The sequence below is a fragment of the Hydrogenophaga bisanensis genome, from assembly GCF_042665135.1.
GTDB lineage: Bacteria > Pseudomonadota > Gammaproteobacteria > Burkholderiales > Burkholderiaceae_C > Hydrogenophaga > Hydrogenophaga bisanensis.
On the sequence record NZ_JBHTBX010000010.1, the window covers coordinates 30,069 to 43,585 of the forward strand.

12 protein-coding genes and 1 tRNA gene are annotated in these 13,517 nt (G+C 63.2%); 11 read left to right on the forward strand and 2 right to left on the reverse strand.

Features of this window, described 5'->3' with window-relative positions:
- The first annotated feature begins 104 nt into the window (after positions 1-104).
- The 8 genes from tolB (at position 105) to ACFQNJ_RS14565 (ending at position 6,842) form a co-directional block, all read left to right on the forward strand.
- A complete protein-coding gene (tolB, locus tag ACFQNJ_RS14530) occupies positions 105-1,364 on the forward strand; it encodes a Tol-Pal system beta propeller repeat protein TolB (RefSeq protein ID WP_374639894.1) in 1,260 nt (419 codons plus the stop codon).
- Positions 1,365-1,491: 127 nt separating this feature from the next.
- A complete protein-coding gene (pal, locus tag ACFQNJ_RS14535) occupies positions 1,492-1,980 on the forward strand; it encodes a peptidoglycan-associated lipoprotein Pal (RefSeq protein ID WP_374639893.1) in 489 nt (162 codons plus the stop codon).
- Positions 1,981-2,003: 23 nt separating this feature from the next.
- A complete protein-coding gene (gene ybgF / locus ACFQNJ_RS14540; RefSeq protein ID WP_374639842.1) occupies positions 2,004-2,759 on the forward strand; it encodes a tol-pal system protein YbgF in 756 nt (251 codons plus the stop codon).
- Positions 2,760-2,825: 66 nt separating this feature from the next.
- Entirely contained in the window at positions 2,826-3,938 is a 1,113-nt protein-coding gene (locus tag ACFQNJ_RS14545; protein ID WP_382258867.1) for a YeeE/YedE family protein, read from the forward strand.
- A gap of 31 nt (positions 3,939-3,969) precedes the next feature.
- Positions 3,970-4,737 (forward strand): tRNA threonylcarbamoyladenosine dehydratase, encoded by a 768-nt coding sequence (locus ACFQNJ_RS14550; RefSeq protein WP_382258870.1) that lies wholly within the window; start codon positions 3,970-3,972, stop codon positions 4,735-4,737.
- Positions 4,738-4,815: 78 nt separating this feature from the next.
- Positions 4,816-4,891, forward strand: a tRNA-Lys gene (locus ACFQNJ_RS14555).
- A 128-nt stretch (positions 4,892-5,019) separates the two neighbouring features.
- On the forward strand, positions 5,020-6,354 hold the full coding sequence (gene glmM, locus ACFQNJ_RS14560) for a phosphoglucosamine mutase (RefSeq protein ID WP_382258873.1): 1,335 nt from the start codon (positions 5,020-5,022) through the stop codon (positions 6,352-6,354).
- Complete coding sequence (locus ACFQNJ_RS14565; protein ID WP_382258876.1) at positions 6,354-6,842, forward strand: GNAT family N-acetyltransferase; 489 nt, start codon at positions 6,354-6,356, stop codon at positions 6,840-6,842. The genes glmM and ACFQNJ_RS14565 overlap by 1 nt, the downstream gene beginning before the upstream one ends.
- A gap of 18 nt (positions 6,843-6,860) precedes the next feature.
- Here the strand turns inward: ACFQNJ_RS14565 and ACFQNJ_RS14570 are convergent, their stop codons facing one another.
- Entirely contained in the window at positions 6,861-8,420 is a 1,560-nt protein-coding gene (locus tag ACFQNJ_RS14570; protein ID WP_382258879.1) for a methyl-accepting chemotaxis protein, read from the reverse strand.
- 161 nt (positions 8,421-8,581) lie between these two features.
- Positions 8,582-8,866 carry a hypothetical protein gene (locus ACFQNJ_RS14575; protein ID WP_374639836.1) on the reverse strand — a complete coding sequence of 95 codons (285 nt, stop codon included), beginning with the start codon at positions 8,864-8,866 and terminating at the stop codon, positions 8,582-8,584.
- A gap of 181 nt (positions 8,867-9,047) precedes the next feature.
- Between ACFQNJ_RS14575 and ACFQNJ_RS14580 the strand changes: the two genes are divergently transcribed.
- The 3 genes from ACFQNJ_RS14580 to fabI are packed head-to-tail and all read left to right on the forward strand — an operon-like array spanning position 9,048 to position 13,512.
- On the forward strand, positions 9,048-11,030 hold the full coding sequence (locus ACFQNJ_RS14580; protein ID WP_382258882.1) for a DUF47 domain-containing protein: 1,983 nt from the start codon (positions 9,048-9,050) through the stop codon (positions 11,028-11,030).
- On the forward strand, positions 11,027-12,727 hold the full coding sequence (locus ACFQNJ_RS14585; RefSeq protein ID WP_382258885.1) for a PEP/pyruvate-binding domain-containing protein: 1,701 nt from the start codon (positions 11,027-11,029) through the stop codon (positions 12,725-12,727). The genes ACFQNJ_RS14580 and ACFQNJ_RS14585 overlap by 4 nt, the downstream gene beginning before the upstream one ends.
- Positions 12,724-13,512, forward strand: coding sequence for an enoyl-ACP reductase FabI (gene fabI / locus ACFQNJ_RS14590; RefSeq protein ID WP_382258888.1), 789 nt, complete (start codon positions 12,724-12,726; stop codon positions 13,510-13,512). Before ACFQNJ_RS14585 ends, fabI begins: the two co-directional genes overlap by 4 nt.
- Positions 13,513-13,517: the final 5 nt, after the last annotated feature.

The following is a 13,517-nucleotide window of genomic DNA, read 5'->3' on the forward strand; positions in this document are numbered from 1 at the left end:
CTTCTGGCGGACCTCGTCCACCAAGTCCGAAACCCATCCTCCCTCACATGCACGACCAAATCCTGTCCGCACATCTTTCCTCGCGCCGAGGCTGGCTCGGCGCAATGGCCGCCACGGCCTCACTGGCCGCTCTCCCGGTCTCCCCGGCGCTGGCTCAGTTCCGGGTCGAGGTGTCCGGGGCAGGGGTGACCCAGGTCCCATTCTCGATCGCCCCGTTCCGGGACAACGGCATCGTTTCGCAGGACATGGCGGCCATCGTCCGCGCAGACCTGGAGCGCACGGGCCAGTTCCGCTTTGTCGAACCCCTGGCCGCCCGCCTGGATGAAACGGCCCGCCCTGATCTCGCGCCATGGCGTTCCAAGGGGACCGATTCCCTGCTCACCGGCAGCGTGTCACGTCTGGCCGATGGTCGCTTCGACGTTCGCTTCCGTCTTTGGGACGCCGTGCGCGGGCAGGACCTTGGCGCCATGAGTTACCCGGTCACGACCAGGGACCTCAGGCAGGCGGCGCACAAGATCGCCGACTACATGTACGAGAAGCTCACCGGTGAAAAAGGTGTCTTCTCCACGCGCATTGCCTACGTCTCCAAGCAGGGCAACACGCACCGGCTGCTGGTGGCCGACGCCGACGGCGAAGGCGCCCAGGAAGTATTTCGCAGCAACCAGCCGCTGATCTCCCCGGCGTGGTCGCCCAGCGGCAACGATCTGAGCTATGTGTCGTTCGAATCGCGCAAGCCGGTCATCTACACACACGACATCTATGCGGCCCGCCGGCGCCTGCTGGCCAACTTCCGCGGTTCGAACAGCGCGCCCGCGTGGTCGTCTGACGGACGGCAACTGGTGGCGGCCCTGTCGATCTCCGGCAATGCCCAGCTGTATGCCCTGTCCATGGATGGCGGACAGCCGCGGCGCCTGACCCAATCCGGCAGCATCGATACGGAGCCGGCGTTCAGCGGCGATGGGCGAAGCATCTATTTCGTCAGTGATCGAGGCGGGTCACCCCAGATCTATCGCATGGATGCACAGGGGGGCGGTGCACAGCGCGTCACCTTCAACGGCAATTACAATATTTCCCCATCGCCCAGCCCGGACGGCAAGTGGCTGGCCTACATCTCGCGGGTCGGCGGTGCTTTCCGTCTGCATGTGATGGACCTGGCTTCGGGCAACGTCACCGCGCTGACCGATACCAGCGCCGACGAAAGTCCCAGCTTCGCACCCAACAGCCGTCTGATCATCTATGCCACCCGTGACCGCGGCCAGGAGGCCCTGATGACGTCGACCGTGGACGGGCGCGTCAAGACCCGCCTGGCCAGTGTGCAGGGTGAGATCCGTGAGCCCGACTGGGGTCCTTTTGCCGCTCGTTGAGTCACCTGTTTCGTTTCTGTCAACCGCTTTTCCTCCATCGTTCAAGACCATGATCCATCGTCACGCCACCTCCACCACCCATCCGGCCCGCACCTGGGCCATCCGGTTTGCATCCGTTGCGCTGGTGATGTCGCTTGCCGCCTGCGGCTCCAGTGTCAAGCTCGACGAGGCACCTGTGGAAGACCGCAATGCGGCGGCCGCGACTGGCCAGCAAGGCCAGACGGGAATGGATCAGGGCAGCCTTCAAGGCGTCAATGTGCCCGGCATCGACACGCCCCAGCCTGCTGGCCTGGAGCGTCTGGTGTACTTTGATTTCGACAGCTTCGAGGTGCGTGCCGATTCCACCGCCGTGCTGGAAGCCAATGCTCGCTACATGAAAGCCAACCCCAATCGCAAGGTCAACCTTGAGGGGCATACCGACGAGCGCGGCGGTCGTGAATACAACCTGGCCCTGGGCCAGAAGCGGGCGGAAGCGGTTCGTCGCGCGCTCTCGTTGATGGGCATTCCTGACAGCCAGATGGAGCCTGTGAGTTTTGGCGAAGAGAAGCCCGCAGCGGTCGGTTTCGATGAGTCTTCTTACGCCCGCAACCGTCGCGTCGAACTGGTCTACCGTTGATGCCGATGACAGCACTGAGGCTCATGCCATCCCGGGCAGCACTTGCGTGCATTGCCACTTGTGCTGCGCTGTCGTGGCCCATGCAGGCGCATGCGCTGTTCAGCGATGACGAAGCCCGCAAAGCGGTGATCGATGTCCGGCAGAGGCTGGATGCTGCGCAGGCGACGATCAATGAACTCAAGCAGAACGAGTCCACGAGCCGCCGCAGCCTGCTGGAGCTGTCCAACCTGATCGAACAGCTGCGCAGCGAAATCGCCCAGGTCCGTGGCCAGAACGAACAGCTCGCCCGGCAGGTGGCGGACCTTCAACGCATGCAAAAGGACGCGCAGCAGGGCATGGAGCAGCGGCTTCGGGAGATGGAGCCCGCCACCGTTTCTCTGGACGGGCGCGAGTTCCAGGCGCTGCCGGCCGAAAAGCGCGAGTATGAGGTCGCACTCGAAGCGCTGAGGGCCTCCGATTTCCCGAGGGCAGAGGCCGCGTTCGAAGGCTTCCTTCGGAAGTATCCCGACAGCGGTTTTTCCCCCTCGGTGCTCTACTGGTTGGGCAATGCGCAATACGCCAATGGCAAGTACCGGGACGCCATTGGCAGCCACCGCAGGCTGGTCAACGGGTATCCCACCCATCCGCGTACGCCTGAGGCCATGCTGGCGGTGGCCAACAGCCAGATTGAACTCAAGGACATCAAGTCTGCGCGGCGCACGCTGGAAGATCTGGTGAAGGCCCATCCGAAAACGGAGGCTGCAGCCGTCGCGCGCGACCGTCTCGCCCGTTTGCGCTGACCGGGTGCCAGGGACGCTGGCGGGGCGTCCGGCAGGACGATCCCGCTGCTCCTACAATGGCGGCCCATGGAAATCGCCGAACTCAATTCCTTGCAGTCCACGGTGCTTTGGGCTGCCTTCGCGGTGTCTCTGGCCTTCGGATTCATCGCCCAACGCACCCATTTCTGCACCATGGGGGCGATCAGCGACATCGTCAACATGGGCTCATGGGTCCGCATGCGCATGTGGGGCATGGCGGTGGGGGTGGCCATGCTGGGCTTTCACCTCATGGCCTGGCTGGGCTGGATCGATCTCAGCAAGACCATCTACGCTTCGGGGCGGATCATCTGGTTGTCTGCGTTGACTGGTGGCGCCTTGTTCGGCTTTGGCATGGTGCTGGCGTCCGGCTGCGGCAGCAAGACGCTGGTGCGCATCGGCGGCGGCAGTCTCAAGTCGCTGGTAGTGTTTTTTGTGATGGGCTTTGCGGCCTTTGCCACCATGCGCGGGTTTGTCGCTGTCGCACGCGTCAACACCGTCGACCAGGTCGCATTCGACATGGCCGGTGGATCGTCGATTCCGGTGGCCCTGTCGGCTCTGTTGGGCGCTGATCCGCAAATCGTGTCACTGGCGATGGCTCTGGTGCTTGGGTTGGGTCTGCTGGTCTGGAGTTTGCTGAGTGCAGAGTTCCGGACCTTTGACAACCTGCTGGCGGGATTGGGTATCGGCCTGGTGATCGTCGCCATGTGGTGGGTGAGTGGTCGTCTGGGATTTGTGGCAGAGCATCCCGAGACCCTGGAAGCGGTATACCTTTCGACCAACTCCGGCCGCATGGAAGCGCTGACCTTCACGGCGCCCATGGCCTACACCCTGGACTGGCTGATCTACTTCAGCGATGCCTCGAAAGTCCTGACCCTGGGCGTGGTGTCCGTGTTCGGGGTGATCGGTGGGGCCTGGATCCAGTCGATGCTGGATCGCAGCTTCCGCTGGGAAGGTTTTCGCGGGACGCAGGACACCGCGCTCCATCTGGTCGGGGCTGTCTGCATGGGTGTGGGCGGGGTTACTGCGATGGGTTGCACGGTGGGTCAAGGCCTTTCTGGCCTGTCGACCCTGGGACTGACCAGTGTGGTCGCCGTGGCCGGTATCGTTGCCGGTGCGCTGGGCGGATTCCGGTTCCAGCTGTGGCTGCTCGAGCGTGAGTGAGTCCCACCACGGCGGACCATTGCTGACCCCCATGACCGAGCCGGATCACGAACGCCGTTTCGGCGGCTTGCGCCGCCTCCTGGGTCAGCAGGCAGCCCAGAAAGTATTCGATGGGCACGTGGTGGTGGTTGGCATTGGTGGTGTCGGCTCCTGGGCTGCAGAGGCGCTAGCCCGCAGCGGCATGGGGCGGCTGACCCTGGTCGACATGGATCACGTCGCCGAGTCCAATGTGAACCGCCAGATTCATGCATTGGACGGCACCTTGGGCATGGCCAAGGTGCTGGCCATGCGCGATCGCATTCAGCAGATCAACCCGGGCTGTCAGGTTCATGTGGTGGATGATTTCGTGACCGACGAGAACTGGCCTGCGGTGCTGGAAGGTGTGCCCGCTCCCCAAGCGGTTGTGGACGCCTGTGATCAGGTGCGTGCCAAGGTCGCCATGGCGCACTGGGCGGTGTCTCACCGTGTTCCCTTCGTGTCGGTGGGCGCCGCCGGTGGCAAACGGTTTCCGCATCGGGTGGAGCTGGGGGATCTGGCCGAGGTGACCCATGACCCGCTGCTGGCGCAACTGCGTTATCGGTTGCGCAAACACCATGGTGCCGCCCGGCAGGGCCGGATGGGCGTCAGCTGTGTGTTCAGCAAGGAGGCGGTTCGGCCAGCCGATGCGTCCTGCAGCACGGAGACGTCGGACCACAGCCTCAACTGCCATGGGTACGGATCCTCTGTCGCGGTCACCGCCACCTTCGGCATGTGTGCGGCCGCCTGGGTGATGAACGCACTGGCCGATGCCAAAAAATGAAGGCAACTTTTTCAAAAGGCAATTTTCACGCTATAATTTGAGGCTTAGCTGATCAGCAAACAGTTGAATAGCTTGAGTGGGACGTTAGCTCAGTTGGTAGAGCAGCGGACTTTTAATCCGTTGGTCGTGGGTTCGAATCCCTCACGTCCTACCACACATTCGAGACCGCCTTCTCCCTTTGGGGGAAGGCGGTTTTATTTTTGTCCGTATCCGTCGCATGCCTCATGGCTGCCGCCCGCGGCGGCCTCGGCCTAAAATTGAAGTTTTAGCCGCGCAATGCTCATGACTCGCAAATACTTCGGTACGGATGGCATCCGTGGCACGGTCGGCAAGGCGCCGATCACACCTGACTTTGTCCTGCGCCTGGCCCATGCGGTAGGCCGGGTGCTCAAGCGCAATGAAGCCCGTCCCACCGTGCTGATAGGCAAGGACACGCGCATCTCCGGGTACATGTTGGAATCTGCGCTGGAGTCGGGGTTCAACTCGGCGGGTGTCGATGTGGTGCTGCTGGGGCCGGTGCCCACACCGGCGGTGGCCTACCTGACCCGCGCCCAACGCGCCAGTCTGGGTGTGGTGATCAGCGCAAGCCACAACCCCTTTGCCGACAACGGGATCAAGTTTTTCAGTGCACAGGGCACCAAACTGTCCGACGACTGGGAGGTGGCCGTTGAGGCCGCGCTGGACGAAGCCCCGGTGTGGGCCGACTCTGCCGCTCTGGGCAAGGCGCGGCGTCTGGACGATGCCGCCGGGCGTTACATTGAGTTCTGCAAGAGCACGTGTCCCCACCAGTTCTCCCTCAAGGGACTGAAGATCGTGGTGGATGCCGCGCACGGAGCGGCCTATCACATCGCGCCCGATGTATTTCACGAGCTGGGCGCTGAAGTGGTCCGGATTGGCTGTTCGCCTGACGGACTGAACATCAACCAGGGGGTGGGCGCCACCCATCCGGCGGCTTTGGTCGAGGCGGTCAGGCAGCACGGGGCCGACTACGGTGTGGCATTGGATGGCGATGCCGACCGGCTTCAGATGGTCGATGCCAGTGGCCGTCTCTTCAATGGTGATGAACTCTTGTACCTGATTGCGGCCGATCGCATCGCCCGGGATGTGGATGTGCCCGGGGTGGTGGGCACCCTGATGACCAACATGGCGGTCGAGGTGGCGTTCAGGAACAAAGGCATCCGCTTTGTGCGTGCGAAGGTGGGTGACCGATACGTGCTGGAAGAGCTTGAACGCCATGGCTGGACCTTGGGTGGCGAAGGTTCCGGTCACTTGCTGGTGCTCGACCGGCACACCACCGGAGACGGTCTGGTGTCGGCGCTGCAGGTCCTCAATGCCTGCGTGGACAGCGGCAAGACCATGGCCCAGCTATTGTCCGATGTGGTGCTGTTTCCCCAGACCTTGATCAATGTCCGCTTGCAGCCCGGCCAGGACTGGCAAGGCAACCAGCGGCTCGCGCAGGAGCGGGTCGCCGTCGAGAGCGAGTTGGGCGACAGCGGACGTGTCCTGATTCGTGCCAGCGGGACCGAACCTCTGGTCCGGGTGATGGTCGAGGCGCGCGATGGCGCCCTGGCACAATCCTGCGCCGAACGCCTGGCGGATGCGGTGAGGGCAGGGTGATGGACTCAGCGCTATTTGTCAGACCGGCCGACTACGCCGACGCTGTGGATGCGGCAGCCATTGTGATGCTGCTGGACGCGTACGCCAGCGATCCGGCGGGTGGTGGGGAGCCGCTGTCGACATACACCAAGGAACATCTGGTGGCGTCCCTGGCTGCCCGCCCCCAGGCCTTCAGCATCCTGGCAATTGATGGGCAGACACCGGTGGGTCTGGTCAATTGCATTGAGGGGTTCTCCACGTTCAAGTGCAAGCCCCTGATCAATGTGCACGATGTGGCGGTCTTGGCCAGCCATCGGGGGCGCGGCATTGCCGCATTGATGTTGGCTGAAGCGGAGCGCATCGGTCGGGCCAGGGGCGCGGTGAAGATGACGCTTGAGGTGTTGTCGGGCAATGCGCCGGCGATGAAACTCTACCGGCGCATCGGCTACGAGGGTTACCAGCTGGACCCGTCCATGGGCACGGCACAGTTCATGCAGAAGTGGCTTTGATACCGATGGTCTGGGTGTTCAGGCACTGGCCAGCTTGAAAATCGACACGCGCTGCTCCAGACGGGAGGCCTGCGTTTTGAGGCTCTCCGCAGCGGCGGCGCTTTCCTCCACCAGCGCGGCGTTTTGCTGGGTCATCTGGTCCAGCTGGTTGATGGCGGTGTTGATCTGACCAATGCCCTGACTTTGTTCGTCTGTGGCGGTCGAGATGTCTCCGATCATGGCGGACACCCGTTGAACGGCGGCCACGATGTCGGTCATGGTCTTGCTGGCATCATCGACCAGCGCGGTGCCAGACGACACCTTTTCCACGCTGTCCCCGATCAGCAGCTTGATTTCCTTGGCGGCCTGTGCACTGCGCTGCGCAAGGTTGCGGACTTCGCCGGCCACCACCGCGAAGCCTCTGCCTTGCTCCCCGGCCCTGGCTGCCTCGACGGCCGCGTTGAGCGCCAGAATGTTGGTCTGGAATGCGATGGCATCGATCACGCCGATGATGTCATTGATCTTTGCGCTGCTGTGGTTGATGTCCGTCATGGTCTTGACCACACCTTGCATCACGGTACCACCGTGCGTGGCCGTGGTGCTGGCAGAACCCGCCAGTATCCTTGCCTGCTGAGCCGCCTTAGCGCTGTGATGAACCGCGCTGTTGAGTTCGTCCATCGAGGCTGCTGTTTCCTCCAGGTTGGCAGCGGACTGTTCGGTCCGACGTGACAGGTCGGCGTTGCCCGCCGCGATTTCGCTGCTGGCCACGGCAATGGATCCGACCCCTTGCCGGATGTCCCTGACGATGTCACCCAAAGCCGATTGCATGTGGGCAATGCCCGCCAGGACACGGGTAGTCTCGTCCTTGCCGGGATGCTGCACGGGTTGACTGAGGTCTCCCGCGGCGACCCGTTCGATCGCGCTCACAGCGGCCTGGAGCGGGCGCGCGATCCTCATGGCGATCAGGTACCCCATGCCGACTGAGAGCACCAGGATGGAGATCGCCACCGTTGCCATCCACACAAGTGCCTGCCGTTGCAGGACCGCAAGATGGTCCACGGCGGCATCGACCCGCGCGGCCACGCTTTTGCCGATGTCCGAGAGCGCGCCGTCAGCGGCCCGGATGTCGGCCTTCGAGGGCTCCATCAGTTGGTTGGCCCGCCATGGGTCGTTGACTTCTCCGCGCTGGATGCCGGCCACAATGCCTTCGACGGCTTTCTGATAGCCACTCAGGCCGGTCTCCATGCGCATCAAGGCTTCCTGTTCCGTGGACTCCAGCGTCGGTTTGATGTCAGCCATGCTCTTTCTGGTCGAGACGATCTGTTCTTTCCACGACTTCTCATACCGCAACAAGGCTTCCTCGTCGGCCAGATTGAGGAACAGGTCCTTCTCGAAGCGGCGCATGTTGCCGACGGCGGAGCGGATTTCTCCCAGGGTGCGCACGGCACCCACCTCGGTTTCCACCAGGGCCTGACTGGTGGCCACGGCACGGTTGAGGCTGAGCCAACCGGTGATGGCGACCCCCACGATGCCCAGCGAGAACAGCACCAGCAGCAGGCCCAGCTTGGCTTTGACGGAGATGTGATTCATCCACTGCATGAGAAGCTCCGGAGTCGGTAATGCAGGGCTTGTCGCCCTTTGCGTGTTGCGGTGCAGCAAGTTCGATATCGGCGGGCGGCTTCTTGAACTTGAGACCGGCGTTCACAAAACAAAGCCCATCTCAGGGATGGGCTGGAAACAAAGGCTGTCGGAGCAGGTACTCAGGCGGAAGGCTGTACCTCAGAGCCGTCGCCCTGTCGCTTCATCTGGGAGAGTTGCACAGACAGGTCCAGCAGGCGCACCTTGCTGGTGTAGTAGCGATCCAGCCGCCATTCCTCGAGGATTTCGAGAGCAAGCTTGAATTCGTCGTATCCCAGCTTGTAGAGATTGGTGATGGCCATCGGGCTTTCCGATTCCAGGGCCACCACCAACTCCGATAGGACGGCCGACGAGGGGTGATCGGGATTGGCCTCGATGAACTTGCGCGCTTTCTTGATGCCCAACATATGTGTTCTCCTCCGGTGCGCTGGCAACGGATCGTTTGCGAATTGACTCAGCTAAGGGATTACCCTTGGTCGCAAGCGTAACTGTTCGAGCCGCCATTTTTGTGACGATTTGATGACATTGCCCCGGACGTCCATACCGATCGGGTGACCTGTCATGGCGATGCCATACAGGTCCGACACCATGAAAAGCCATCACATTCGGGAGGGATGGCACATGGAGAAAACGGCGGCCGTGGAGGCCTTGGGGCAGGAATCACTGCTGCTGCCCGCGTGGATCAAGGCAGCACTGGCGGCCAACGACCGTCTGAAGTTCTACCTGAGTCTGATGCAATCGGTGGCCCAGCAGGCGACGCATCCACAGCCGGGTCAGGTGGACTGGAAAGCAGAGATCGGCCGGCTTGGTTTGCAGGAGCAGGCGTGGCTGGCCGGCTTTGGTCGGGGGGCCTACCGCGCCGACGATGTGCTGTTCGTGCCCCGGGTCGACGAGTGGATCGCTGCGCTTTCCCGCGATCTGCATGTCATGGCCAGGCCCGCCTGCGAGCGCGGCTCTCATCCGGATGCCGCACTGACAGCGCGCCGGGATGCGTGGCTGGCCCGCCTGGAGCAGCTTCAGGACGAGGAGGGCCTTTCCGACGACGCGCTGGCCGAAATCACCCATGGCGATCACCACCGGTCGGACAGCCTGCACCTGCTGGTCATGGACCTTCACAAGGCCATCAACGCCATGGCGGCCGAGGTGGCAACCGAAGACATCATGGGGGCGCATGTCTGGCAGATCGCGCCCGGTGACCGTGAATGGGTGGAGGCTTTCCAGCGCGGCATCCATGCCACTGCACCGCTGAAGTTTGGCCATCCGGGTCTGGACACCGCTGTGACGCGGGACGGCGACCGTCTTCTGGTCCAGAACGATATCGGCACCAACGACGCCCATGTGCTGGTGCTGCAGTGGTCGCCCGGTGAGCTGAGCCTGACGTACTCGGACCTGCATGTGGCGCGCTTTGAGTTTTTCGGGCGCATGCTGCAGTCCCTCGGCTTTGACTGGGAGGCCATGCCAGTCCAGACCCATGGGTCACTCAACGCCGGCAAGCCATATCAGGTCGGGCACGCGTGGTTGCGCTCGCGTCACGAGAGTCGGCTCAGGGAGGCGCTGGAGATGGCGGCGTCGCGCATCGTGTTCGTGATTGACTGGAACAGGGCACGCAAACGACTGCAGCCGTTCGTGAGAAAACCGGTGGCCGTCGAGATTCTGGAGCAACTGGCGCGGGAAAACATGGGTCACATGGCCTGGCTGCTGGCTGGAGCGGATCGGCTGGTGTTCGAGGCGATGCAGGCCGTCAACGGCGATGCCTTCCGGGTGGGAGACCGCCTGGATCAGGTGCTGGGTGAAGCTGCCGCGCGCGATTACTTGCTGGCCTTGATGCGCTCGGCCAGCCTGACACTGAGGGAGCAGCACCCCACAGCCCTGGTGGCCGATGAAGCGCGGATGCTGCTGGCGCGCGCGATGCGAAAGCGCACCTTCGAGTTTGATCTTCTGGCCGAGCACGCCGCCTTTTGCCATGCGCTGGCCGAGGAGTTGACGCAAGGGCTGTTGGCCGATGCCGATCCTGCCGCGGGGCAGCGGCGGGTGCAACGGGCCAAGACGTGGGAGCGACAGGCCGACCACCTGCTGACGGAGGCGCGTCAGCGGGCCGAGCGACAGGCCAGGTGGATGCCGATGCTGGACCTGCTGGATCGCATGGATGACGTGGCAGACGTGGTGGAAGAGTCGATCTTTCTGCTCAATCTGACGGAGCAACCCGCCGTCGCGACCATGCCCCAGTTGGTCCGGGAGTCATTGAGCAGGCTGGCAGAAGCCACGCTGGCGGCCGTTCAGGACCAGATCCGTGCCATTGAGATGGCACGCCATCTGCACGACAACGTGGCCCAGGTGGAGGGAGAGGAGTTTCTCCAGGCGCTGTGGCGAATTCTGCGGGCCGAGAGGGTCTGCGATGACCTGCACAGGGCAGCAAGAACGGAGATTGTTCGGAACCTGAGTGCGCAAGCGGCCGCGATGCAGTTAACCACCGAACTGGCGTCCACCATCGAAAGTGCCACCGATCATCTACTGGGCGCAGCCTATTCGCTGCGCAAGATCGTCTTCGAGAAGAGCGGAGTGCAGGCATGAGCAAGAACACGCATTGGCCCAAGGCCTTCTTCCTGATTGCCAACGGCTCGTCGGAGCTGGCGCCTGGCGCCGACCGTCAGACCATGGGCGGCAAGGCCTTCAACCTGCTGGAGATGGCCCGATTGGGTCTGCCAGTTCCGGCCGCCCTGGTGATCGGCACCGAATACACCTTTGCGCCGGAGTCCTGTTTGCTGCCGCTCAATGCCTGGGGCCTGCCGGCGATGGAGTCAGCCACCGGCCTGAAGCTGGGCGATGAACGCGCGCCACTGGTGGTGTCGGTGAGATCGGGCGCGCCAGTCTCCATGCCCGGCATGCTGGAGACCCTGCTCAACGTGGGCCTGTGCGACCGCACTGTGCAGGGCTTGCTGCGTCAGACAGGCAACCCTCGGTTCGTCTGGGATGCCTATCGGCGACTGGTGCACTTGTTTGGAACCGTGGTAGCCGGGGTTCCCGACACCGCATTCGAGGCTGCTCTGGATGAGGTGGCTGATGGGCGCGATGTGAGGTCGCTGGACTTCTGCGAACACCGGACGCTGGCCAGGCGGAACATGGACATCTATCTGTCTCATACCGGCAAGGCCTTTCCCCAGGACCCTCGTGACCAGCTCAATGCCGCCGTGATGGCCGTCTTCCATTCGTGGGACAAACCCAAGGCCAGACACTATCGCGAACTCAACCGCATCAAGGACACGATGGGGACGGCGGTCACTATCCAGCGCATGGTGTTTGGCAATACCGGTTGGCATTCGGGTGCAGGGGTTGGCTTCACGCGCAATCCGACCACGGGTGCCCCTGGCCTGTGGATGGACTATCTGATCAATGCCCAGGGCGAGGACGTGGTGGGTGGCCAGCGCAATGCACACGGCCACCTGGCCATGCACCAGAGCGCCCCGCAAGCCTGGGCGAAGCTGCAGGAGGCGGCAGGGCGCCTGGAGCAGCACTTCAAAGACATGCAGGATCTGGAGTTCACGGTACAGGATGGAGACCTATTTCTTCTGCAGACCCGCGCGGGCAAACGGACGACCAAGGCCGCGATGCGGATCGCACTGGACATGCTGGAGGAGGGCCTGATTGATCGCCAGCAGGCGATTGACCGTACCCGTGACATTCGGGAAGAAGATCTGGTCGACCATCAGCTGGTCGCCGATGGAGCAAAGGCTCCGATCCTGCTGGCAGCAGCGGATGTGGCCTGCCCCGGGGTGGTCTGCGGGGAGGTGACACTCGACCCCGAGATGGCACAGGAGCGTGCCAGGACTGGCGCCCCGGTTGTGCTGGTGCGCAGCGACGCCCGCACCGAGGACATCGCAGGTCTGCATGTCTCGGTGGGCCTGCTGACCCAGCGCGGCGCCCGCACGTCCCACGCGGCAGTGGTGGCGCGCCAGCTGGGCAAGCCTTGTCTGGTGGCCTGCTCGGGCATGCGCATCGACTTGGCGGCCAGGACTATTCGCTTCTCGGACGTAGTGGTGCGCGAAGGGGACTTGATCACGCTGGACGCCAACAATGGCCAGGTGTACCTTGGCCAGCTTTCGATCGAGGCCATTCCTGATACGGCCCTGGTCGACGGGCTGAGGAAACTTCGTGGTCAGGAGCAAGCACCCATCCCTGGCGAGTCTGACGTACACAAGCCAGGCAAGAATCACGGAAAGGATCAGGCAAAGGGCAAAGGGGAACGCAAGCACCAGGGGGTGCAACCGTGAACGGACGTCTACCCCTCCCCGACTCCATTCACCTGCAGGGCAAGCGTGGGCTGGTGCTGGGAGTGGCCAATGAGCACAGCATCGCGTGGGGGTGCCTGCGCCGGTTGCACGCGATGGGCGCCGAAGTTGTGGCGACTTGCCTCAACGACAAGGCAAGACAGCATGTGCAGCCCCTGACCGATGCCCTCCATGTGCAGCTGCTCAATTGCGACGTCATGCACGATGGCGAGTTGTCGGATGTGGTTGCCCATTGCGTGCAGACTTGGGGGCGGCTGGACTTTGTTGTGCATTCGATCGCCTGGGCGCCACTGGCCGATCTTCACGGGCCGGTGGCTCGCAGTTCTCGCCAAGGTTTCAGTCAGGCGATGGATGTGTCCGCCCATTCCTTTGCTCGAATTGCCGGGCTGTGCGCGCCCTTCATGCACAACGGCGGGAGCTTGCTGGCGATGAGCTACCTCGGTGCGGACGAGGCGGTGGCCCACTACGGCATGATGGGACCGGTCAAGGCCGCGCTTGAAGCCTTGGTCAGGTACATGTCGCTGGAGCTCGGGCCTCTCGGCATCCGGGTTCATGCGATCTCTCCAGGTCCCGTGCCGACCCGCGCCGCCTCGGGCATTGAAGACTTTGACGAGTTGATGGCCAGTGCGATCCGCAAGGCGCCATTGGGCAGGTTGGTGACGCTGGACGAAATCGGCGCGCTGTGCGCTTTCCTCTGCAGCGATGCGTCCACGGGCATGACAGGTCAGACCATCTTTGTGGACGGCGGCTGCCACGCGGTCAGTTGAGAAAT

Bases quoted from the DNA above. Each gene is read 5' to 3' on its own strand.
- tolB (WP_374639894.1), top strand. From the start codon at position 105: ATGGCCGCCACGGCCTCACTGGCCGCTCTCCCGGTCTCCCCGGCGCTG.
- pal (WP_374639893.1), top strand. From the start codon at position 1,492: ATGTCGCTTGCCGCCTGCGGCTCCAGTGTCAAGCTCGACGAGGCACCT.
- ybgF (WP_374639842.1), top strand. From the start codon at position 2,004: ATGCCATCCCGGGCAGCACTTGCGTGCATTGCCACTTGTGCTGCGCTG.
- ACFQNJ_RS14545 (WP_382258867.1), top strand. From the start codon at position 2,826: ATGGAAATCGCCGAACTCAATTCCTTGCAGTCCACGGTGCTTTGGGCT.
- ACFQNJ_RS14550 (WP_382258870.1), top strand. From the start codon at position 3,970: ATGACCGAGCCGGATCACGAACGCCGTTTCGGCGGCTTGCGCCGCCTC.
- glmM (WP_382258873.1), top strand. From the start codon at position 5,020: ATGACTCGCAAATACTTCGGTACGGATGGCATCCGTGGCACGGTCGGC.
- ACFQNJ_RS14565 (WP_382258876.1), top strand. From the start codon at position 6,354: ATGGACTCAGCGCTATTTGTCAGACCGGCCGACTACGCCGACGCTGTG.
- ACFQNJ_RS14570 (WP_382258879.1), bottom strand. From the start codon at position 8,420: ATGCAGTGGATGAATCACATCTCCGTCAAAGCCAAGCTGGGCCTGCTG.
- ACFQNJ_RS14575 (WP_374639836.1), bottom strand. From the start codon at position 8,866: ATGTTGGGCATCAAGAAAGCGCGCAAGTTCATCGAGGCCAATCCCGAT.
- ACFQNJ_RS14580 (WP_382258882.1), top strand. From the start codon at position 9,048: ATGAAAAGCCATCACATTCGGGAGGGATGGCACATGGAGAAAACGGCG.
- ACFQNJ_RS14585 (WP_382258885.1), top strand. From the start codon at position 11,027: ATGAGCAAGAACACGCATTGGCCCAAGGCCTTCTTCCTGATTGCCAAC.